The organism is Mesorhizobium sp. P171375, assembly GCF_057786075.1.
Genome location: NZ_JBYNWF010000001.1, coordinates 1118389 through 1138112, shown reverse-complemented (window position 1 = coordinate 1138112; position 19724 = coordinate 1118389). Strand labels below are relative to the sequence as shown.

Annotated in this window: 23 protein-coding genes; 14 read left to right on the top strand and 9 right to left on the bottom strand. The window is 62.9% G+C overall.

Annotation, left to right across the window (positions count from 1 at the left end; genetic code table 11):
- The first annotated feature begins 17 nt into the window (after positions 1-17).
- Together ACYHH6_RS05685 and ACYHH6_RS05680 are read left to right on the top strand one after the other, a co-directional pair.
- Positions 18-332 (top strand): MocE family 2Fe-2S type ferredoxin, encoded by a 315-nt coding sequence (locus tag ACYHH6_RS05685; RefSeq protein WP_023744927.1) that lies wholly within the window; start codon positions 18-20, stop codon positions 330-332.
- Positions 329-1567 carry an NAD(P)/FAD-dependent oxidoreductase gene (locus tag ACYHH6_RS05680; protein ID WP_435053195.1) on the top strand — a complete coding sequence of 413 codons (1239 nt, stop codon included), beginning with the start codon at positions 329-331 and terminating at the stop codon, positions 1565-1567. Before ACYHH6_RS05685 ends, ACYHH6_RS05680 begins: the two co-directional genes overlap by 4 nt.
- A 247-nt stretch (positions 1568-1814) precedes the next feature.
- On the opposite strand, the gene ACYHH6_RS05675 is transcribed toward ACYHH6_RS05680, so the two are convergent.
- The 5 genes from ACYHH6_RS05675 to hslV form a co-directional block, all read right to left on the bottom strand.
- Positions 1815-2771, bottom strand: coding sequence for a DUF1402 family protein (locus ACYHH6_RS05675; RefSeq protein WP_352582740.1), 957 nt, complete (start codon positions 2769-2771; stop codon positions 1815-1817).
- 275 nt (positions 2772-3046) lie between these two features.
- Complete coding sequence (gene hslU, locus ACYHH6_RS05670) at positions 3047-4360, bottom strand: ATP-dependent protease ATPase subunit HslU (RefSeq protein WP_352582742.1); 1314 nt, start codon at positions 4358-4360, stop codon at positions 3047-3049.
- A gap of 4 nt (positions 4361-4364) precedes the next feature.
- Positions 4365-4964: a DUF2585 domain-containing protein gene (locus ACYHH6_RS05665; RefSeq protein ID WP_352582744.1), complete on the bottom strand. Its 600-nt coding sequence runs from the start codon at positions 4962-4964 to the stop codon at positions 4365-4367.
- Between the two features lie 4 nt (positions 4965-4968).
- Positions 4969-5493, bottom strand: coding sequence for a GNAT family N-acetyltransferase (locus ACYHH6_RS05660; RefSeq protein ID WP_352582746.1), 525 nt, complete (start codon positions 5491-5493; stop codon positions 4969-4971).
- Positions 5483-6034 carry an ATP-dependent protease subunit HslV gene (gene hslV / locus ACYHH6_RS05655; protein WP_192255382.1) on the bottom strand — a complete coding sequence of 184 codons (552 nt, stop codon included), beginning with the start codon at positions 6032-6034 and terminating at the stop codon, positions 5483-5485. Before hslV ends, ACYHH6_RS05660 begins: the two co-directional genes overlap by 11 nt.
- 248 nt (positions 6035-6282) lie before the next feature.
- Between hslV and hisB the strand changes: the two genes are divergently transcribed.
- The 9 genes from hisB to coaA all read left to right on the top strand — a co-directional run bounded on the left by hisB (position 6283) and on the right by coaA (position 12104).
- On the top strand, positions 6283-6882 hold the full coding sequence (hisB, locus tag ACYHH6_RS05650) for an imidazoleglycerol-phosphate dehydratase HisB (RefSeq protein ID WP_112560031.1): 600 nt from the start codon (positions 6283-6285) through the stop codon (positions 6880-6882).
- A gap of 4 nt (positions 6883-6886) precedes the next feature.
- Positions 6887-7366, top strand: a complete 480-nt coding sequence (locus tag ACYHH6_RS05645; RefSeq protein ID WP_352582748.1) for a DUF2628 domain-containing protein — start codon at positions 6887-6889, stop codon at positions 7364-7366.
- 1 nt (position 7367) lies between these two features.
- Positions 7368-8018: an imidazole glycerol phosphate synthase subunit HisH gene (hisH, locus tag ACYHH6_RS05640; protein WP_352582749.1), complete on the top strand. Its 651-nt coding sequence runs from the start codon at positions 7368-7370 to the stop codon at positions 8016-8018.
- Positions 8018-8287: a hypothetical protein gene (locus ACYHH6_RS05635; RefSeq protein WP_352582751.1), complete on the top strand. Its 270-nt coding sequence runs from the start codon at positions 8018-8020 to the stop codon at positions 8285-8287. Before hisH ends, ACYHH6_RS05635 begins: the two co-directional genes overlap by 1 nt.
- Positions 8284-9030, top strand: a complete 747-nt coding sequence (hisA, locus tag ACYHH6_RS05630; protein ID WP_352582754.1) for a 1-(5-phosphoribosyl)-5-[(5-phosphoribosylamino)methylideneamino]imidazole-4-carboxamide isomerase — start codon at positions 8284-8286, stop codon at positions 9028-9030. The genes ACYHH6_RS05635 and hisA overlap by 4 nt, the downstream gene beginning before the upstream one ends.
- On the top strand, positions 9027-9863 hold the full coding sequence (locus tag ACYHH6_RS05625) for an arginase family protein (RefSeq protein WP_352582755.1): 837 nt from the start codon (positions 9027-9029) through the stop codon (positions 9861-9863). The genes hisA and ACYHH6_RS05625 overlap by 4 nt, the downstream gene beginning before the upstream one ends.
- On the top strand, positions 9860-10654 hold the full coding sequence (gene hisF / locus ACYHH6_RS05620; RefSeq protein ID WP_192255471.1) for an imidazole glycerol phosphate synthase subunit HisF: 795 nt from the start codon (positions 9860-9862) through the stop codon (positions 10652-10654). The genes ACYHH6_RS05625 and hisF overlap by 4 nt, the downstream gene beginning before the upstream one ends.
- Before the next feature lie 34 nt (positions 10655-10688).
- Positions 10689-11012 (top strand): phosphoribosyl-ATP diphosphatase, encoded by a 324-nt coding sequence (locus ACYHH6_RS05615; protein ID WP_352582756.1) that lies wholly within the window; start codon positions 10689-10691, stop codon positions 11010-11012.
- Between the two features lie 132 nt (positions 11013-11144).
- Positions 11145-12104: a type I pantothenate kinase gene (gene coaA / locus ACYHH6_RS05610; protein WP_142868700.1), complete on the top strand. Its 960-nt coding sequence runs from the start codon at positions 11145-11147 to the stop codon at positions 12102-12104.
- Here the strand turns inward: coaA and ACYHH6_RS05605 are convergent.
- The 4 genes from ACYHH6_RS05605 to ACYHH6_RS05590 form a co-directional block, all read right to left on the bottom strand.
- Positions 12091-13209, bottom strand: a complete 1119-nt coding sequence (locus ACYHH6_RS05605; protein WP_352582757.1) for a phosphatase PAP2 family protein — start codon at positions 13207-13209, stop codon at positions 12091-12093. The two genes, coaA and ACYHH6_RS05605, sit on opposite strands and share 14 nt — an antisense overlap.
- An 81-nt stretch (positions 13210-13290) precedes the next feature.
- Positions 13291-13911 carry an alpha-ketoglutarate-dependent dioxygenase AlkB family protein gene (locus tag ACYHH6_RS05600; RefSeq protein WP_352582758.1) on the bottom strand — a complete coding sequence of 207 codons (621 nt, stop codon included), beginning with the start codon at positions 13909-13911 and terminating at the stop codon, positions 13291-13293.
- A gap of 105 nt (positions 13912-14016) precedes the next feature.
- On the bottom strand, positions 14017-14451 hold the full coding sequence (gene arfB, locus ACYHH6_RS05595; protein WP_352582760.1) for an alternative ribosome rescue aminoacyl-tRNA hydrolase ArfB: 435 nt from the start codon (positions 14449-14451) through the stop codon (positions 14017-14019).
- Between the two features lie 80 nt (positions 14452-14531).
- Positions 14532-16142, bottom strand: a complete 1611-nt coding sequence (locus tag ACYHH6_RS05590) for a phosphoenolpyruvate carboxykinase (protein WP_352582762.1) — start codon at positions 16140-16142, stop codon at positions 14532-14534.
- Between the two features lie 345 nt (positions 16143-16487).
- On the opposite strand from ACYHH6_RS05590, the gene ACYHH6_RS05585 reads away from it, so the two are divergent.
- From ACYHH6_RS05585 to ACYHH6_RS05575, 3 genes are all read left to right on the top strand, one after another.
- Positions 16488-17189 carry a response regulator transcription factor gene (locus tag ACYHH6_RS05585; protein ID WP_010912942.1) on the top strand — a complete coding sequence of 234 codons (702 nt, stop codon included), beginning with the start codon at positions 16488-16490 and terminating at the stop codon, positions 17187-17189.
- A gap of 24 nt (positions 17190-17213) precedes the next feature.
- A complete protein-coding gene (locus ACYHH6_RS05580) occupies positions 17214-18995 on the top strand; it encodes a stimulus-sensing domain-containing protein (RefSeq protein WP_352582764.1) in 1782 nt (593 codons plus the stop codon).
- A gap of 135 nt (positions 18996-19130) precedes the next feature.
- A complete protein-coding gene (locus ACYHH6_RS05575; protein ID WP_352582766.1) occupies positions 19131-19589 on the top strand; it encodes an HPr kinase/phosphorylase in 459 nt (152 codons plus the stop codon).
- The last annotated feature ends 135 nt before the right edge of the window (positions 19590-19724 follow it).

The window sequence follows — 19724 nt, the reverse complement described above, 5'->3', positions numbered from 1 at the left end:
TTTTCGGGGAGGTACAAATGAGCGACTGGGTCGAGGCCTGCGCGGCCGGTGACATCGACGAAGAGGATGTGATGCGCTTCGATCATGGCGGGCGTACCTTCGCCATCTATCGCAGCCCGGACGATGATTATTTCGCCACCGATGGCCTGTGCACACATGAAAAGGTGCATCTGGCCGACGGGCTGGTGATGGACGACATCATCGAATGCCCCAAGCATAATGGCCGCTTCAACTACAAGACGGGTGCTGCGCGCGGCGCGCCGGTCTGCGTCAACCTCGCGACTTATCCGGTCAAGGTCGAGGCGGGCAAAGTGCTGATCCAGATCGGATGATGGCGATGCAAGCGGGGATGGTCATCATCGGCGCCGGCGAATGTGGCGGGCGGGCAGCGCTGGCATTGCGCGAGCTCGGCTATGACGGGCCGGTGACGCTGGTCGGTGACGAGCCGCATCTGCCCTATGAGCGGCCCCCTTTGTCGAAGGACGCGATGACGAGCGATGCGCCCGAGATCAAGGCGATCGCCAGCGACGCAATGCTGGCCGAGAAATCGATCCGGCATATCCATTCGGTCCAGGCGGTGACGATCGACCGTGCGGCACATGCGGTGTGGCTGTCGGACAGTTCGGTCCTGCCCTACGGAAAGCTGCTGCTGGCGACAGGCTCGACACCCCGCAGGCTGCCGATGCCAGGTTTGGGGTCGCGCTGCGTCTACCTCCGCACCTTTGCCGACGCACTCGCCATTCGCCAGCATCTGAGTGCAGGCAACCGCGTCGCCATCATCGGCGGTGGCTTCATCGGTCTTGAACTCGCGGCCTCGGCGCGCAAGCTCGGGGCTGCGGTCACCGTCATCGAGGCGCAGCCGCGCATCCTGATGCGCGGTGTGCCGGCCGAAATCGCCCAGATTGTCCATCAAGAGCATGAAGCCGAGGGCGTGAAAATCCTCACCGGCCAGGGCATCATCTCCATCGCCGATGACGGCACCGAGGTGTGCATTGCGCTCGCCGACGGACAAGAGATCGTTGCCGATCTGGCCGTCATCGGCATCGGCGCCGTGCCGGTCACCGGGCTTGCCGTCGAAGCGGGTCTGACCATCGACAATGGCATCGCCGTCGACGCCACGCTGCGCACTGGTGACCCGGACATCTTTGCCGCCGGCGACTGTTGTTCGTTTCCGCTCGCTGTCTATGCTGGCCGCCGCGTGCGGCTGGAGGCCTGGCGCAATGCCCAGGAACAGGGTGCGCTGGCAGCGAGGAACATGCTGGGCGCCGGCGAGGCGCATGCCGCGGTGCCGTGGTTCTGGTCGGATCAGTATGGGCTGTCGCTACAGATCGCTGGGCTTTCGGACGAAGGCAAACGCACGGTGCGCCGCGACCTCAGCGACGGCGCCTTCATTCTTTTCCACCTCGCCGAGGATGGCAGGCTGGTGGCGGCGAGCGGTATCGGCCCCGGCAATGCGGTGGCGCGCGACATCAGGCTGGCCGAGATGCTGATCGCCAAGCGGGTAAAGCCAGCGCCGGAAGCGCTGGGATCGCAGGATGTGAAGCTGAAGTCGCTGCTGGCGGCGTGAGTCTTCGAGCGTTTGTAGAGGTCAGCGCCGCCCCTCATCCGCCTGCCGGCACCTTCTCCCCGTATAGTGACGGGGAGAAGGGAGCTGTCGCCGCCCTCGGCGCCTCGTTGAAAATTGGCGAAAGCATCAATGAAAGCGTCTTTCTCCCCGTCACTATACGTGGAGAAATGCCCGGCAGGGCAATGAGGGGCAGCGCAGACGCCGAAGAATCTAAATCCATCGCAGGCCGTCCAAGCCCGCTCAGCGCCTAAAACAGCGCCTTCAGGTCGTCCAGCTTGTCGTTGACCAGCCAGCCGTAATAGTTCTCTTCCGGCAGCTTTTCCGGCTCGCCGGCGGCGCGGCGCTTGTCGTTTTCGGCTTTCAGCGCATAGGCGCGCTGCTCGGGATTGCCGACATTGTAGAGCGTGGCGGTGAGCCCCGGATTGCCCGAAATGTCGAAGCCGGCAATGCTTTTATAGGCGTCGATCGATTTCTTGATCGTCGCCGCGACGTAGGGCAGCGTCAGGTCCGGATCCATGATGGTCTTGTAGACCCCATTCGGATCGCCGACATCGAGCTCGGGCAACCCCGAAACTTTGTGGACGAGATCGCTCATCTGCAGCGCGGTCAGCGGGTTGAGCTGGCCGAGGCCAAAGGTCTGGCCGGCATAATAGGGCTGGAAGAAGGTGGCGCCGAAGCGGTCGTTGGGAAAGCTGGTGCCGCCGACGGTCTTGCCGCGGAAAGAGTGGTTCCACACCTGCTCGCGGCATTCCCACAGATCGTAGCTGTCGGACATCGTGCATTTCTTGAATTCCGGCCGCTGCACGAAATCGGTGATGTCCTCGCCGTCATAGGCGAAGGACAGCTTGCTGGAGAGGTAGGAGATCGCCTTGACATAATAGGTCTGCAGCCGGTCGTAGGCGTCGACATTGTAGGTGTGCTCGCCGACGATGGCGCCGACGATGTGCAAGGGGTTGATGCCGTAAGCGGCGGCCGCCTTCTTGATCTTGGCGCGCAGTTCGGCGTCACTCTGCAGCAGCGCGTACACCTTGCGGTATTTGGCCTGGAAGGTGGTGTTGGTGGCCTGGGTGCGACGGCTCGACGCCCCGGGTATGTCGGGCTGCACGGCGTTGCGGTTGCCTGCCGGCACCAATGTTGCCGCGTCGGCGGCGAACAGCGTCGCCGCCAGCGTCAAGCCGAGAATGATCAGGATCAGTTTTTTCATGCGCCGCCGCCTGCAATAATGCCGCGCAAACTAGGGTAGTGCTCCGGGTTGAGTCGAGAGCGCCCCGTCACACGGCAAGACGAAAGGTGGCCGCATGATACCATCCGGCCACACATAATGTTGTTTGCCGGAAATTGTTGCCGAAGCATCGGCCCAAAAATCGGAACCGATTTTTGGAAAGTCCGATGCGTCGATTCAATACTGTTAGAGCGACCTTTGCGCGCCCGAAGGACGCGCGGCACTCTGCCGGCGCCGGACTGATCCGGCGCCCCCGTTTAAAGGATGAATCGCGACAAATCTGTGTTTCTGGAGAGGTCGCCGACATGCTTTTCCACATAGGCGGCGTCGATGGTGACGCTGGTGCCGTTGCGGTCCGGCGCATCGTAGGAGATCTCGTCCAGCACGCGCTCCATCACCGTCTGCAGCCGCCTTGCGCCGATGTTTTCGACGCTGGCGTTGAGGTCAACGGCGATGCCGGCCAGCGAATCGATGGCGTCGTCGGTGAAGGTCAGGTCGACGCCCTCGGTCTTCATCAGCGCGATATACTGCTTGATCAGGCTGGCCTCGGTCTCGGTGAGGATGCGGACGAAATCGTCCTTTTCCAGCGCTCGCAGTTCGACGCGGATCGGCAGGCGGCCCTGCAGTTCCGGCAACAGGTCGGACGGCTTCGAGACATGGAACGCGCCCGAGGCGATGAACAATATGTGGTCGGTCTTCAACGGCCCGTATTTTGTCGCCACAGTCGTGCCCTCGATCAGCGGCAGCAGGTCGCGCTGCACGCCTTCGCGCGAAACGCCGGCGCCCATGCCGCCTTCGCGCGAGGCGATCTTGTCGATCTCGTCGAGGAAGACGATGCCGTCGTTTTCCGTCGCGTCCAGCGCCCGGCGCACCACCTCGTCCTGGTCGAGCAGCTTGTCGGACTCGTCGTTGACCAGCAGCGCATACGATTCCTTGACCGTCGTCTTGCGCGCCTTGGTCTTCTTACCGCCCATCGCCTTCGACAGCATGTCGTTGATGTTGAGCACGCCGATATTGGCGCCCGGCATGCCGGGAATCTCGAAACCGGGCATGCCACCGGTGCCGGTATCAGCCACCTCGATCTCGATCTCCTTGTCGTCGAGCTCGCCGTCGCGTAATTTCTTGCGGAAGCTATCGCGGGTGGCCGGGCTCGCGGTCTTGCCGACAAGGGCTTCCAGCACCCGTTCCTCGGCGTTGACGTGGGCGCGCGCCTTGACGTCCTCGCGCATCTTTTCGCGCACCAGGCCGATGGCGATCTCGACGAGGTCGCGGATGATCTGCTCGACATCGCGGCCGACATAGCCGACTTCGGTGAATTTGGTCGCCTCAACCTTGACGAAGGGGGCACCGGCGAGCCGCGCCAGGCGGCGCGATATCTCGGTCTTGCCGACGCCGGTCGGGCCAATCATCAGAATGTTCTTCGGCATCACCTCTTCGCGCATCTGGCCTTCCAGCTGCTGGCGGCGCCAGCGGTTGCGCAAGGCTATGGCCACGGCGCGCTTGGCGTCCTTCTGGCCGATGATGAAGCGGTCGAGTTCCGAAACGATTTCACGGGGAGAGAAGGTGGTCATATCACTAAATTCCACTTTGCCACTGCTTGATGGGCTCGAACGGATGCAGCAGCATGATCACGTTGAGCGTCAGATTGTCCCGGATGAGATAGCCGACGCCCAGTTCGAAGATGAGGGCGAGGCCGACGACGACTGATATAGGTAGCTTTCTGGCCATCACAAATCCCAGCACCATGGCCAGTGTGTCGGACACCGAATTGATGATCGAGTCGCCGTAGTAATCCAGCGAAATGGTGCCGGCGCGGTAGCGGTCGATGATGAACGGGCTGTTTTCCAGAAGCTCCCAGCCGCCCTCGATGACAACGGCAAAAGCCAGGCGCAGGCCGATCGGCGAGCGCGGAAACAGGAACCAGGCCAAGGCGTAGAACAGGAAGCCGTGGATGATGTGCGAGAAGGTGTACCAGTCGGAAATGTGCTGGGAATTCTCCGAACTGTTCACCACGCCGTGCCAGAGTTTGACGTAGCCGCAAGTGCAGATCGGCGTGCGGCCCATGCCGTAAAGCGCGCCCGCCTGGAAGATGAGCAGAGCGAGCACGAGCAGAAGCCCCATCCGCCAGCTGTCTTCGTAGGCCGAGTAATTTTTGTTCCCGCCCAGTGTCGTCATCAGGTTATTCCCCCTCTTGCGTGTCGCCTTCGGCATCTACGGCCATCAGCACCACGTCCCCATATTCCGAGTGCCTGCGATCAATGGTGCGGAATCCGGCCTTTTCATAGGCCCGGATGGCGCGGCCATTGTCGGGATGCGGATCGATGACGACGCGCGGCGCGCCTTCCTCGAACAGCTGTTCGACGAACTGCCGCACGATGGCCGAGCCATGGCCTTTGCCGACGAGTTCCGGCACGCCGATCGACAGATCGATGCCGAGCGTGCCGAAAGGCTGGTCGGCATAGGGATGACCATCCTCCAGATGCGGATCGTAGCTCTGCAGATAGGCGATCGGCTTGCCGTCGAGTTCGACGATCAGCGGCTCGACGGAAATCGAGTCGATGTTTTCGCGGATACCGGCGATTTCCGTCTCCGGATCGTCCCACCACTCGGCGACATGCGGCTCCGCCAGCCAGCCGGCGATCATCGGCAGGTCTTTCTCGGTCACCGGTCGAAAATCATAGAGCACGCCTGGTTCAGGCGGCATCGAGCGTTTCGATGGCGAAATTGTTGTTGGTGTAGACGCAGATGTCGGAGGCGATCTGCATCGCCTTGCGGGCGATCTCCTCGGCGTCCTTGTCGGTGTCCATCAACGCGCGGGCAGCCGCCAGCGCATAATTGCCGCCGGAGCCGATGGCCATGACGCCGAATTCGGGTTCGAGCACGTCGCCAGTGCCGGTCAGCGCCAGCGAAACCGACTTGTCGGCGACCAGCATCATGGCTTCGAGACGGCGCAGATAGCGGTCGGTGCGCCAGTCCTTGGCAAGCTCGACGCAGGCGCGCGTCAGCTGGTCAGGATATTGTTCGAGCTTGGCTTCCAGCCGCTCCAGCAAGGTGAAGGCATCCGCCGTGGCGCCGGCGAAACCGGCAATGACATTGCCGCCCTTGCCGATGCGGCGTACCTTTTTGGCATTGCCTTTCATGATGGTCTGGCCAAGGCTGACCTGGCCATCGCCGGCGATCACCACCTTGTTGCCCTTGCGCACCGTCACGATGGTCGTGGCATGCATGGTCAGTTCATTCGACATTTATAGCTCCGATTCGCGCGATCCCGACAAGGCGATTGGCGCGGTACGAGTGATTTCGATCGGCCATATGTATGCATGGGGCGGGTGATTGCAAACCGCCTCCGCTACCGGCGATAGCGATCCGCATCGCAACTGGCAATCGCCGGATCATGCTGCTAGAAGGCTTTCGTTTTCAAGCAAATGAGCGCTTGGAGGCATTGTCTTTCCGTTTCGCCCCCAGTCGTTTGCCCAAAGACAAGGATAAGGTCATGGCGTCCCGTTCCGCCGAAGTCAGCCGCAAGACCAAGGAAACCGAGATCGCGGTTTCGGTCCATCTCGACGGCACCGGTATCTCCGACATGTCGACGGGCGTCGGCTTCTTCGACCATATGCTCGACCAGCTGTCGCGCCATTCGCTGATCGACATCACGGTCAAGGCCAAGGGCGACCTGCATATTGACGACCACCACACGGTCGAGGACACCGGCATTGCGATCGGCCAAGCGCTGGCCAAGGCGCTGGGCGAGCGGCGCGGCATCATGCGCTACGCCTCGATCGACCTTGCAATGGACGAGACGCTGACGCGCGCTGCGATCGACGTCTCCGGCCGGCCGTTCCTGGTCTGGAACGTCGCCTTCTCGTCGCCGAAGATCGGCACGTTCGACACCGAACTGGTGCGTGAATTCTTCCAGGCGCTGGCGCAGAATGCCGGCATCACGCTGCATGTCACCAATCACTATGGCGCCAACAACCACCATATTGCCGAGACCTGCTTCAAGGCGGTGGCGCGCGCCCTGCGTTTCGCACTGGAGCGCGACCCGCGCCAGCCGGACGCGGTTCCCTCCACCAAGGGATCTCTGAAAGGGTAGGCTGATGGCCATCTATGTCGTGATGGAACCTGGGGGTGGCCGCACCGAGGCGGCCGACGCAACCATTTTTGTCCGCGACGGGTTTTCCTGGCTGGCTTTTCTGTTTGCGCCGCTGTGGCTCGCCTGGCACCGGCTGTGGGTCGAGGCCGCGCTCGCCTTCGTCGCCATGGGCCTCATCTCGCTGCTCGGCCAAAGGCTGGGACTGGATTGGGCAGGCTCGGCACTGTCGCTGCTGGTCTCGCTCTATATCGGCCTGGAGGGCCAGGGGCGGCGCATCGCGGCGCTTCGGCGCCGGGGCTGGCATGAATGGGGCGTGATCGAAGCCGACAATTATGACGCTGCCGACATCCGCCAGGCGCTGGACGCGGAGGCGAAGGCGGAGGAACAGGCGCCGCTGCCACGCATCGTGCCCGATGCCAGTCTTGCCCGGCCGGCGCAGACCGGCCTGACGCTCGGGCTGACCCATACGCCGGGAAAAGGCTGACATGCGGGTTGCGATCATCGATTACGGGTCGGGCAATCTGCGCTCGGCCACCAAGGCCTTCGAGCGCGCCGCGCATGAAGCCGGCATTGCGGCTGCCATCGAGCTTACCGCCGATGCCGAACGGGTGCGCAGCGCCGACCGCATCGTGCTGCCCGGCGTCGGCGCCTATGCCGACTGCGCGGCAGGCCTGCGCGGCGTGGCCGGCATGTGGGAAGCGGTGGAGGAGGTGGCGATTGCCAAGGCGCGGCCGTTCCTCGGCATCTGCGTCGGCATGCAGCTGATGTCGGAGCGTGGCCTGGAAAAGACCGTGACCAAAGGCTTTGGCTGGATCGCCGGCGACGTCAAGGAGATCGCGCCGACCGATCCGGCGCTGAAAATCCCCCAGATCGGCTGGAACACGATCGATCTCAACCGCAAGCACCCGCTGTTTTCCGGCATTGCGACCGGGCCCAAGGGCCTGCACGCTTATTTCGTCCATTCCTATCATCTTGACGCGACAAAGCCGGACGAGGTGCTGGCCGTTGCCGACTATGGTGGCCCAGTGACGGCAGCCGTTGCGCGCGGCAACCTCGCCGGCACGCAGTTTCATCCCGAAAAAAGCCAGGCGCTCGGCCTGGCATTGATCACCAATTTCCTGCGCTGGAGACCTTGATGAGCCATTCACACTGGTCGTTGGCGCTGCCCCTCATTGTCCTGCCGGACATTTCTCCCCGTATAGTGACGGGGAGAAAGACGCTTTCTTCGATGTTTCCACTAAATTTCAACGTGGCGACGAGGCCGGAACTGCTCCCTTCTCCCCGTCCCTATACGGGGAGAAGGTGCTGGCAGGCGGATGAGGGGCGGCGCGAACGTTTGACTGGTCGCAGCGATCCACAGGCCAATTCGGGCGCCCAATCGTTCCAGGAGCGCAAGGCCGCATGATCCTGTTTCCCGCCATCGACCTGAAGGACGGCAAGTGCGTGCGCCTCAAGCACGGCGATATGGCGACCGCGACGATCTACAATGACGATCCGGCGGCGCAGGCCAAAGCCTTCGAGGAGCAGGGCTTCGAGTGGTTGCACGTCGTCGACCTCAACGGCGCCTTCAAGGGCCAGAGCGTCAACAGCGCGGCGGTCGGCGCCATTCTCAAGGCGACGAAGAACCCGGTGCAGCTTGGCGGCGGCATCCGCACGCTGGCGCAGATCGAGGACTGGCTCGACCGCGGGCTGGCGCGCGTCATTCTCGGCACCGTGGCGGTGCGCGACCCCGACCTGGTGAAGCAGGCCTGCAAGGAATTCCCGGGCAAGATTGCCGTCGGCATCGACGCCAAGGGTGGCAAGGTGGCGGTCGAAGGCTGGGCCGAGGCCTCCAGCCTCGGCGTCATCGAGCTGGCGCAGAAATTCGAGGGCGCCGGCGTCGCCGCCATCATCTACACCGACATCGACCGCGACGGGGTTCTGACCGGCATCAACTGGGATGCCACGATCGACCTCGCCGACGCGGTGTCGATCCCCGTCATCGCCTCGGGGGGGTTGGCCTCGATCGCCGACATCGTGCGCATGACCATGCCCGACGCAACAAAGCTCGAAGGCGCCATCTCCGGCCGCGCGCTCTATGACGGGCGCATCGACCCGGCCGAGGCGCTGGCGGTGCTGCAAGGCAAGGCAATGGAGACCCGATCTTGAAAATCTCCATCATCCTGGCCTCCTATGACAGCGGTCACTATCACGGCGGCATGGGCCAGGGACCGGACGCGATCGTCGCCGGCGGGCTCGTCGATGCACTGACGCTGGCCGGCCATGACGTCGTCGTTACCGATATCGGCAGGGTTGGCGACGAGCAGGAGCGCGAGATCGCAACCGGCTTTGCGGTCTGCAATGCCGTCTGCGGCGAGGTCCGCATCGCCCTGGACCGCGGCCGCTTTCCGATCGTGCTCGCCGGCAACTGCCTGACATCGGCCGGTGCGGTCGCCGGCGAAGATGCCGATGCGATCATCTGGGCCGACCAGCATGGCGACCTCAATACGCCCGAAACCTCCGTCTACGGCTTTCTCGACGGCATGGCGCTGGCGACGATCCTGGGCCTGTGCTGGAAGCCGATGGCCTCTTCCATCCCCGGCTTCAAACCGATCGATCCGGCACGCTGCGTGCTGGTCAATGCCCGCGACCTCGATCCGGCCGAACAGGAGCTGTTGAAGACGCTGCCGGTCATCCGCGCCGAATGCCCGGACTGGGCATCCGCCTGCGGCAGGCTGAAGGCACCAGACGCAAAGCGGGTGCATCTGCATCTCGATCTCGACGTGCACGATCCCGAGGCGCTGCAGGCCAACCGCTACACCACGCCGGGCGGCCCGGAGCCGAAACAGCTGCGCCAGGCGGTCTGCGGCATGGCCGGACTGCTGCCGATTTCCGGCATCACCATCTCGGCCTACGATCCGGCCTTCGACGCGCAGGCCGAGGTTCCGCCGCTGGTCGGCGAGTTGCTTAGCGAGTTGCTGGCGACGATGGAGAAGAGCTGATGCTGAAAGCCCGCGTCATCCCTTGCCTCGACGTCAAGAACGGCCGCGTCGTCAAGGGCGTCAATTTCGTCGATCTGGTCGATGCCGGTGACCCGGTCGAGGCGGCAAAAGCCTATGATGCGGCCGGCGCCGACGAACTCTGCTTTCTCGACATCACCGCGTCGTCCGACAACCGGGAAACCATCTTCGATGTCGTCGCCCGCACCGCCGAACAGTGCTTCATGCCGCTGACGGTCGGCGGCGGCGTGCGCCAAGTCGCCGATATCAGAAAACTGCTGCTGGCCGGCGCCGACAAGGTGTCGATCAACACGGCGGCGGTGAAGAACCCGGATTTTGTCGCCGAGGCAGCGGACAAATTCGGCAATCAGTGCATCGTCGTGGCCATCGACGCCAAGAAGGTGTCGGCGCCAAATGAGGCCGACCGCTGGGAAATCTTCACCCATGGCGGCCGCGAAAAGACCGGCATCGATGCGGTCGAGTTTGCGCGAAAAATGGTCGATCGTGGCGCCGGCGAGATCCTGTTGACCTCGATGGACCGTGACGGCACCAAGGCCGGCTACGACATTGCGCTGACCCGCGCGATCGCGGATGCGGTGCGCGCGCCGGTCATCGCGTCGGGCGGCGTCGGCACGCTCGATCATCTGGTCGAGGGCATCCGCGACGGCCACGCCGGAGCCGTGCTGGCGGCGTCGATCTTCCATTTCGGCACCTACACGATTGCAGAAGCCAAGGCGCATATGGCCAAGGCCGGGCTGCCGATGCGGCTGGACTCATCCGTCGATCGGCCCTAGAGCGTTTCCGGCTAAGAAAGGCTTGCTACGCGCCATGGCTGAATTCTCGCTCTCCGAGCTGGAGACAATCATCGCCCAACGCGCCCGATCCGGCGACCCGGACTCGTGGACGGCGAAACTGTTTGCCAAGGGCATGGACAAGGCCGCGCAAAAGCTTGGCGAGGAGGCGGTCGAGACCGTCATTGCTGCCGTCAAAGGCGACAAAAAAGCCCTCGTTTCCGAAAGTGCCGATCTTATATATCATTGGCTTGTCGTGCTTGGGATTGCGGAGGTTCCGCTGGACGACGTACTGCGCGAGCTCGAGAGCCGTACCGGCCGCTCGGGCGTCGCCGAAAAGGCTTCGCGGTCGAAGGGTTGACCGCTAGAGCCGGATGATTTCAGGCCAAGGCCTGAAATCTGAATCCGTCTCTAAAATTGAAGAAGGAGCATGATGTCGTCCGAAAACCGCTTCACACTTTTCGGCATCATGCTCTAGAGGGCAGGAAACTCGATGGACCAGCTCGCTCCGACCGAGAAATATTCCCCCTATCGTTTCTTCTCGGCCGAGCAATGGTCGAACTTCCGCGCCGACACGCCGATGACGCTGAGCGAAGACGAGATCAACCGTCTGCGCTCGCTCAACGATCCGGTCGACCTCGAAGAGGTCAAGCGCATCTATCTGTCGCTGTCGCGCCTGCTGTCGGCCCATGTCGAGGCCAGCCAGCTGCTGTTTCGGCAACGCCAGGCCTTTTTCAATGCGCTGGATGTGGTCAAGACGCCGTTCATCATCGGCATTGCCGGTTCGGTCGCGGTCGGCAAGTCGACCACGGCGCGCGTGCTGAAGGAGCTTCTGGCGCGCTGGCCGTCGAGCCCCAAGGTCGACCTCATCACCACCGACGGGTTCCTGCTGCCCAACGAGGTGTTGCGGCGCGACAATCTGATGGAGCGCAAGGGCTTTCCCGACAGCTACGATGTCGGTGCGCTGCTGCGTTTCCTCTCGGGCATCAAATCGGCGCAGCGCAATGTCCGCGCGCCGGTCTATTCGCATTTGACCTATGACGTCATTCCCGGCGAGTTCGTCACCATCGACCGGCCCGACATATTAATCTTCGAAGGCATCAATGTGCTGCAGCCCGGCAAATTGCCGAAGGACGGCAAGATCGTGCCGTTCCTGTCGGATTTCTTCGATTTCGCCATCTATATCGATGCCGACGAAAAGCTGATTCATCACTGGTACATCGCCCGCTTCATGCGGCTTCGCGAGACCGCCTTCCGCAATCCGGACTCCTTTTTCCACCGCTATTCGCAGCTTTCCGAAGACGCCGCGCGCGCCATTGCGGAAGGCTTGTGGGCCAACATCAACCTGAAAAACCTGCGCGAGAACATCGTGCCGACGAGGGCGCGCGCCGACCTCATCCTGCGCAAGGGCGCCAATCACCTGGTCGAGGAAGTGGCGCTCAGGAAACTGTAGCCGCGGTCCCCGGGCGGTCCACGATCTCGGTTGACGGCTCGTCCTGCGTCGGTAGCCGCAAATAGGGCCGATCCGCGGGGACGAGTTTACGCGCCACGGCATAGACCACGATCGCGACAGCGGCGGCGGCATAGCCGTCGATCGCATAGTGCCAGGCCAGATACACCGAACTCACGGCGACAAAGGCAACATAGGCGAACGCTACTGCGCCGAGACGGCGATTGTACTCCCGCACGAAAAGCGCGTTGAGCATCGCCAGGCCGACATGCAGGCTGGGAAAGGCCGAAATGCCTGAGCCGAAACCCGTCTGCCTGGCCTCATGCAGCGTCCACAAATATTGCTGATAGGAAACGGCGGAGTTGGAGGATCCGGCGCCGTGGGCCAGGAATGCCATCTGTTCGCCAAACCGTGCCGTGTCGCCTGTGACCGCACCGTAGAATGCCGGACCGGCTGACAGGAACAGCCCGGCCAGGATGTTGCCGACGACAACCCAGACCACCATGAAGCAGGCGAGATAGCGTGTTCGAATCGACGCCGTCCAGGGCGATGTCACGATGAAGAACAAGGCACCGAAATTGAGGGCGAACCACAAAACGTTGTAATTCCACTCGACGGCAATCCGCACGAAATCGTTTTCAGCGACCATGTAGAGCCAGCGCCACGGATCGGCGCCGAAATGCAGGAAGGCGTCGATGTCGGCATGTGTCACGTCGAATGAAAAGCCGTCCTGCCAGACCGGCATGCCGTTTTTCACCGAGGTGAATGTGCCCTGAAAGATCATGAGCGCCATCATGAGGCATAGACCCGAGAGCGAGTATGCCAGCCGCGATGTCGAAAACACATGTTTCGCCGCCAGACGGCGCCTGCCATCGAAGCGGTGCATGAGCAGGCTCACATCGACAAGAATGGCGAAGGCCGACGGCATCACGCCGTTCAACAATATCCAGCGCCAGAAGTATATCGAATACGCGCTGCGGTCGGCCGCGCCGATCGCGTGCAGAAAAACCAGTCCGGCCAGTGTGTAGATGGCAATGAACAGATAAAGGCCGGAATCCCGGCGAACCAGTGGGATTGCCCCGTTGGTGGCAGCCCATAGTTGACGCAAGATTACACTGCTGTCTGTCATGATCCCCGGGCCGACGTTGCAATGCCCAGGCGCTTTTACGAGGAAAACCTGTAGAATCGGTTAGTGCCCCGCCTTCGTCACCCGCCGCAGCGTCAGATTGATGCGGCCGCCGTTCTTCAGCAGCGCCGAAGTCGACGGGTAGATGCGGTCGACCCCGTGGAAGCAGAGCCGGCCTTCACCGCCGAGCACGACGACATCGCCGCTTTTCAGTCTGAACGATTTGGTGCCGCCGTCGCGCGTCGTCTGGCCGACCCGGAACAGACAATCGTCGCCGAGCGAAACAGAAACCACGGGCGCCGAGAAATCGGCTTCGTCGCGGTCCTGGTGCAGGCCCATTTTGGCGTCCTGCGCATAGAAATTGACCAGGCAAGCCTCCGGTGGGTGGGGATAGGCGGCGACCTCCTGCCACAATTGCATCAGCGCGTCGGGGATCGGCGGCCATGGCTCACCGGTCAGCGGATGCGTCGGCTGGTAGCGATATCCCAGTTCCTTGTCGGTGACCCAGCCGAGCGAGCCGCAATTGGTCATGCGCACACTCATCTCCTTGCCGGTGCGCGGCATCGCCGGCACGAACAGCGGCGCCTGCTGCACCACCTTGCGTACGTCTTCGACCAGCGCTTCCTGAGCCGCGCGGGGCAAGTAGCCAGGCATATGGCGGACGCCTTTGGGCAGAACGAGCATGAGTTGGCGGTTACTCCAGTTCAAAGGCCAACAATGCCACCGCCCGACAAAAACGGCGACCCGAAAGCCGCCGTCCCAGATTTGGTCAGGCACGAGCAAAGGAGCCTAATCGTTCTCTACCCGGCCGCGCAGCTTCTTGATCGTGCCGCGCCCGGCCTTGCTCTTCAGACGCCGCTCCACCGCGCCTTTCGACGGCCTGGTCTTCTTGCGCGGCGGCGGCGGTGGTTCGGCGGCCTTGGCGACCAGCGCCGTCAGCCTTGCCCGGGCATCGGCCCGGTTCTGCTCCTGGGTGCGGAAGCGCCCGGCTTCGATGACAATGACGCCGTCCTTGGTGGCGCGCTGGCCGGCCAGCTTGATGGTGCGTGCGCGCACACGTTCCGACAGACCCGTGGCGTTGGCCGCGTCGAAGCGCAACTGCACCGCGGTGGCCACCTTGTTGACGTTCTGGCCGCCGGGACCGGACGAGCGGATGAAATCCTCGTGCAGGTCACCCTGGTGGATCACGGCTTCGTCGGCAATGATGATGTCGTCGATCGGCATGCCGCAGTCATGGCGCGGCGGACCGAAAAAGAAAAGGCCCGATCGGGACCGGGCCTTTTCAATAACGGACGATGCCTCGACTATTCCGCGGCTTCCTGCAGGCGCGGCGCGGCGCCGAGCACGACGGCATCGACATGGCTTTCGAATTTCTCGAAGTTGACGGCGAACATGCCGACCAGCCTTGCTGCCTGGCGGTCATAGGCAGCCTTGTCGGCCCAAGTCGAACGCGGGTCGAGAATGGCGCTGTCGACGCCCGGAACGGCCACCGGCACCTCGAAGCCGAAATTGGCATCGGTGCGGAAGCCGGCCACCTTCAGCGAACCGTCGAGGGCGGCGGCCAGCAAGGCGCGCGTCGCCTTGATCGGCATGCGCTTGCCGGTGCCGTAGGCGCCGCCTGTCCAGCCGGTGTTGACCAGCCAGCAATCGGCGTCGTGGCGGGCGATCAGCTCGCGCAGCAGATTGCCGTATTCCTTGGGATGGCGCGGCATGAACGGCGCGCCGAAACAGGTCGAGAACGTTGCTTCAGGCTCGGTCACGCCCTTTTCGGTGCCGGCCACCTTGGCCGTGTAGCCGGAGAGGAAATGATACATCGCCTGCGCCGGGGTCAGCCGTGCGATTGGCGGCATGACGCCGAAAGCATCGGCGGTCAGCATGATGATGTTCCTGGGGTGGCTGGCGCGTCCGCTCTTCGAGGCGTTGGGGATGAAGTCGAGCGGATAGGCGCAGCGCGTGTTTTCGGTCAGGCTTCCGTCGTTGAAGTCCGGCACCCGGTCGGCGTCGAGCACGACATTTTCCAGCACCGTGCCAAAACGCTGCGTGGTGGCAAAGATCTCCGGCTCGGCTTCGGCCGACAGCCGGATCGTCTTGGCGTAGCAGCCGCCTTCGAAATTGAAGATGCCGTGCGGCCCCCAGCCATGCTCGTCGTCGCCGATGAGCGTACGTGACGGATCGGCCGACAGCGTCGTCTTGCCGGTGCCCGACAGGCCGAAGAAGATCGCCGCGTCGCCGGCCGGTCCCTCATTGGCCGAACAGTGCATCGGCATGACGCCCTTGGCCGGCAAGAGGTAGTTCAGCATGGTGAACACCGACTTCTTCATTTCGCCGGCATAGGAGGTGCCGCCGATCAGCACGATCTTGCGGATCAGGTCGACCGCAATCACCGTTTCGGTGCGGCTGCCGTGGCGGGCCGGATCGGCGCGGAAGGACGGCAGGTCGATGATGGTCATCTCCGGCACGAACTCACCGAGCTCGGCCGCATCGGGGCGAATGAGCAGGTTGCGGATGAACAGCGAGTGCCAGGCGAATTCGGTGATGACCCGCGTCGGCAGCTTCAGATCGGCATCGGCGCCGCCGACGAGATCCTGCACATACAGATCCTTGTCCGCGGCGTGGACAAGGAAATCGGCGAACAGCGTCTCGAACTGGGCCGGCGAAATCGCCTTGTTGTTGTCCCACCAGATATGACCCTCGGTGGCGCCGTCGCGCACGACAAACTTGTCCTTGGGCGAGCGGCCGGTGTGCTGGCCGGTCTCGGCAAGCAGCGCGCCGCCGGCGGTCAACCTGGCCTCGCCACGGCGGATCGCGTCCTCGTAAAGGGCGGCCGCACCAAAATTATAATGAACCGTGCCGGTGGTTTTCAGGCCGATACGATCGATCGCGCAGGCGGAATTGCGTTTGCCGACTTCCGACATCAAGGGTCCCTTCTTCTGGATTCGCCGCAGTTTGCCGACGTATTTCCGACATGCCCGCGAGGTGGCTGAGACGGTCAGAACCAGAAAACCCGAATGATATCAAATCATTAATCGATTTAAAAAATTTGAAAGTTGTTTAAATCGTTTATATGTGCAAAAAATCACGGTGGTTGCCCAAAGGATTGGCACACAGTGTTCGTCCAATCCGTGTAGAGGTTCCGATGGGGCCGCTGGCAAGCCGTCCGCGACAGCGGATGGAGCCTGTGCCACATTTTGTACCTAATTTGTCCTGCAAAAGCCCCTTCTCTAAGACAGAAGGGACAGCTCATGAGGGAGCCGCTTGAAATGGCAACAATCGCGCTTGTCGATGACGATCGCAACATTCTGACGTCGGTCTCGATCGCCCTCGAATCCGAGGGGTATCGCGTCGAGACCTACACGGATGGGGCGTCGGCGCTGGAAGGCCTGGCGGCGCGGCCGCCGAATCTCGCCATCCTCGACATCAAGATGCCACGCATGGACGGCATGGAGCTGCTGCGTCGGATGCGGCAGAAGTCCGACCTGCCGGTGATCTTCCTGACCTCGAAGGACGACGAGATCGATGAGCTTTTCGGCCTCAAGATGGGCGCCGACGATTTCATCCGCAAACCGTTCTCGCAGCGCCTGCTGGTTGAGCGGGTGCGCGCCGTGCTGCGCCGTGCCAGTGCCCGCGAAGCTGCGGCAAAGGCGCCCAGCCAGCAGGCTCGCTCGCTCGAACGCGGCCAGCTCGTCATGGACCAGGAACGCCACACCTGCACCTGGAAGGGCGAGCCGGTGACGCTGACGGTCACCGAATTTCTCATCCTGCACTCGTTGGCGCAGCGCCCCGGCGTGGTAAAAAGCCGTGATGCGTTGATGGATTCGGCCTATGATGAGCAGGTCTATGTCGACGACCGCACCATTGACAGCCACATCAAGCGGCTGCGCAAGAAGTTCAAGGCCGTCGACGATGACTTCGAAATGATCGAAACGCTTTACGGAGTCGGGTACCGGTTCCGCGAAGCTTAAGACCGGACCGGGAGCTGCTATTCGATGGCAGTTGACGTAGAGCGAGGCAGACGGGCGGGCGCCGGCAGGCGACCGTCCAGGATTATGCCCGCATTCCTGTCGAGGATCACGGTGCCGATGCGCCGCTTCCTCGGCCATCACATCTTTTCCAGCCTGACCCGGCGCATCCTGTTCCTCAACCTGGCGGGCCTGGCCGTGCTGGTCACCGGCATCCTCTATCTCAACACCTTCCGCGACGGGCTGATCGACGCCCGCGTCGAAAGCCTGATGACGCAGGGCGAGATCATCGCCGGCGCGATCGCAGCGTCGGCGACGGTCGAGACGGATTCGATCAGCATCGATCCGGAAAAACTGCTCGAACTGCAGGCCGGCGAGAGCCTGGGGCCGGGTTCCGACCAGCTCGACAATCTCGATTTCCCGATCAATCCCGAGCGCGTCGCGCCGGTCTTGCGGCGGCTGATCTCGCCGACGCGCACGCGCGCCCGCATCTATGACCGCGACGCCAATTTGCTGCTCGATTCACGCCATCTCTACTCGCGCGGCCAGATCCTGCGTTACGACCTGCCGCCGGTCGAGGACGAGCAGCCGGATATGCTGGAGCGGGTGCAAAAATTCGTCTTCGATTTCTTCCGCAACAAGGATCTGCCTGTCTATCACGAGCAGCCCGGCGGCAACGGCGCCGCCTTCCCCGAGGTGGTCAAGGCGCTGACCGGCAGCCCGTCGACGATCGTGCGGGTGAGCGAACAGGGCGAGCAGATCGTCTCGGTGGCGGTGCCGATCCAGCGCTTCCGCGCCGTGCTCGGCGTGCTGATGCTGTCGACCGAAGGCGGCGACATCGACAAGATCGTCGCCGCCGAGCGCAAGGCGATCCTGCGCGTGTTCGGCATCGCGGCACTGGTCACCGCCATCCTGTCGATGCTGCTGGCGTCGACCATCGCCAATCCGCTGCGGCGGCTGTCGGCGGCGGCGGTGCGCGTGCGGCGCGGCGTCAAGAGCCGCGAGGAAATCCCCGATTTTTCCGACCGCCAGGACGAGATCGGCAATCTGTCGATCGCGGTGCGCGACATGACCAATGCGCTCTATGCCCGCATCGAGGCCATCGAAAGCTTTGCCGCCGACGTTTCCCACGAATTGAAAAACCCGCTGACCTCGCTGCGCAGCGCGGTCGAAACGCTGCCGCTGGCCAAGAACGACAATTCACGCGCGCGTCTGATGGAGATCATCCAGCACGATGTCCGGCGGCTGGACCGGCTGATCACCGACATTTCCGATGCCTCGCGCCTCGACGCCGAGCTGGCGCGTGAGGATGCGGCAATCGTCGATTTGAAGAAATTCATCACCGACCTCGTCGCCGTGTCGCGCGAGGCGACGCGCAACAAGAAGGCGGTCGAGATCGAGTTCAAGGCCGCCAAGCTGCCGCAAGGCGTCAAAGGCTATTTCGTCACCGGCCATGATCTGAGGATCGGCCAGGTCATCACCAACCTGATCGAGAATGCCCGCTCCTTCGTGCCGGAGGACCACGGCCATATCGCCATTTCCCTGGCACGCTCGGGCAAGGTCAACATCGTGACCGTCGACGACAACGGCCCCGGCATCCGCGCCGACGCCATCGACCGCATCTTCGAGCGCTTCTACACCGATCGGCCGGCCGGCGAGGCGTTCGGCCAGAATTCCGGGCTTGGCCTGTCGATCAGCCGCCAGATCGTCGAAGCCCATGGCGGCACGCTGACGGCCGAGAACATCCCCGGTACCCCGGGCGACATCAAGGGCGCGCGCTTCGTCGTGACGCTGCCGGCCGAAGGCTGATTAGAGCATGATCCCGAACCGAAGGACCGCGTCAGCGAAAAGTGGGAACCGGTTTTCGGAAAAGATCATGCTCCAACAAAGAGCTAGACCAGGATGACGATTCAACCAAACGTCATACCGATCTAGTAGCCGCGTATGCCTGACCCCGTGAAGCCCGAAAATATCCACGCCACCGCGATCCTGATCGGCGAGCGCGGCATTGTCATCACCGGGCCGTCCGGCTCGGGCAAGACGACGCTGGCGCTGGCACTGATCGATCATTTTGGCCGGCGCGGACTGTTTGCGCGGTTGATCGGCGACGACCAGCTGTTTGTCGCGGCGCATTTCGGGCGGCTGGTCTGCCGTGCGCCGGCCAGCATCGCCGGCCTCACCGAGGTGCCCGGGCTTGGGCCGAAGCTGATTTTGTTCGAACCCGGCGCGGTGATCGACCTCGCGATCCAACTGGTTGCCGCCGAGCAAATGGTGCGTTTCCAGGACGAGTTGAGCGAGATGATCGCGGGCTGCAATGTGCCGCGCATCGACCTTGCCGAGCGCAACGTCAGTGCGGCTTTGCCGGCGGTCATGGCGCGGCTGGCGATTGCGCCTTTCGTATGATCCGCCCCCGGTTTTTTGCTGCAATGCGTCAAAATGGCCATGGCAGGCGCAATTTTGGGCTTGTCAACGCGCCGCGCGTCGACAAGATAGCGCTCCCGCCGCCTGGGATGGCCGGCGAGCATAAAAAGCGCCTGT

What these genes read in the sequence shown, in the direction of transcription:
- ACYHH6_RS05685 (WP_023744927.1), top strand. Translation starts at nt 18, where the DNA reads ATGAGCGACTGGGTCGAGGCCTGCGCGGCCGGTGACATCGACGAAGAG.
- ACYHH6_RS05680 (WP_435053195.1), top strand. Translation starts at nt 329, where the DNA reads ATGATGGCGATGCAAGCGGGGATGGTCATCATCGGCGCCGGCGAATGT.
- ACYHH6_RS05675 (WP_352582740.1), bottom strand. Translation starts at nt 2,771, where the DNA reads ATGAAAAAACTGATCCTGATCATTCTCGGCTTGACGCTGGCGGCGACG.
- hslU (WP_352582742.1), bottom strand. Translation starts at nt 4,360, where the DNA reads ATGACCACCTTCTCTCCCCGTGAAATCGTTTCGGAACTCGACCGCTTC.
- ACYHH6_RS05665 (WP_352582744.1), bottom strand. Translation starts at nt 4,964, where the DNA reads ATGACGACACTGGGCGGGAACAAAAATTACTCGGCCTACGAAGACAGC.
- ACYHH6_RS05660 (WP_352582746.1), bottom strand. Translation starts at nt 5,493, where the DNA reads ATGCCGCCTGAACCAGGCGTGCTCTATGATTTTCGACCGGTGACCGAG.
- hslV (WP_192255382.1), bottom strand. Translation starts at nt 6,034, where the DNA reads ATGTCGAATGAACTGACCATGCATGCCACGACCATCGTGACGGTGCGC.
- hisB (WP_112560031.1), top strand. Translation starts at nt 6,283, where the DNA reads ATGGCGTCCCGTTCCGCCGAAGTCAGCCGCAAGACCAAGGAAACCGAG.
- ACYHH6_RS05645 (WP_352582748.1), top strand. Translation starts at nt 6,887, where the DNA reads ATGGCCATCTATGTCGTGATGGAACCTGGGGGTGGCCGCACCGAGGCG.
- hisH (WP_352582749.1), top strand. Translation starts at nt 7,368, where the DNA reads ATGCGGGTTGCGATCATCGATTACGGGTCGGGCAATCTGCGCTCGGCC.
- ACYHH6_RS05635 (WP_352582751.1), top strand. Translation starts at nt 8,018, where the DNA reads ATGAGCCATTCACACTGGTCGTTGGCGCTGCCCCTCATTGTCCTGCCG.
- hisA (WP_352582754.1), top strand. Translation starts at nt 8,284, where the DNA reads ATGATCCTGTTTCCCGCCATCGACCTGAAGGACGGCAAGTGCGTGCGC.
- ACYHH6_RS05615 (WP_352582756.1), top strand. Translation starts at nt 10,689, where the DNA reads ATGGCTGAATTCTCGCTCTCCGAGCTGGAGACAATCATCGCCCAACGC.
- coaA (WP_142868700.1), top strand. Translation starts at nt 11,145, where the DNA reads ATGGACCAGCTCGCTCCGACCGAGAAATATTCCCCCTATCGTTTCTTC.
- ACYHH6_RS05600 (WP_352582758.1), bottom strand. Translation starts at nt 13,911, where the DNA reads ATGCTCGTTCTGCCCAAAGGCGTCCGCCATATGCCTGGCTACTTGCCC.
- arfB (WP_352582760.1), bottom strand. Translation starts at nt 14,451, where the DNA reads ATGCCGATCGACGACATCATCATTGCCGACGAAGCCGTGATCCACCAG.
- ACYHH6_RS05590 (WP_352582762.1), bottom strand. Translation starts at nt 16,142, where the DNA reads ATGTCGGAAGTCGGCAAACGCAATTCCGCCTGCGCGATCGATCGTATC.
- ACYHH6_RS05585 (WP_010912942.1), top strand. Translation starts at nt 16,488, where the DNA reads ATGGCAACAATCGCGCTTGTCGATGACGATCGCAACATTCTGACGTCG.
- ACYHH6_RS05580 (WP_352582764.1), top strand. Translation starts at nt 17,214, where the DNA reads ATGGCAGTTGACGTAGAGCGAGGCAGACGGGCGGGCGCCGGCAGGCGA.
- ACYHH6_RS05575 (WP_352582766.1), top strand. Translation starts at nt 19,131, where the DNA reads ATGCCTGACCCCGTGAAGCCCGAAAATATCCACGCCACCGCGATCCTG.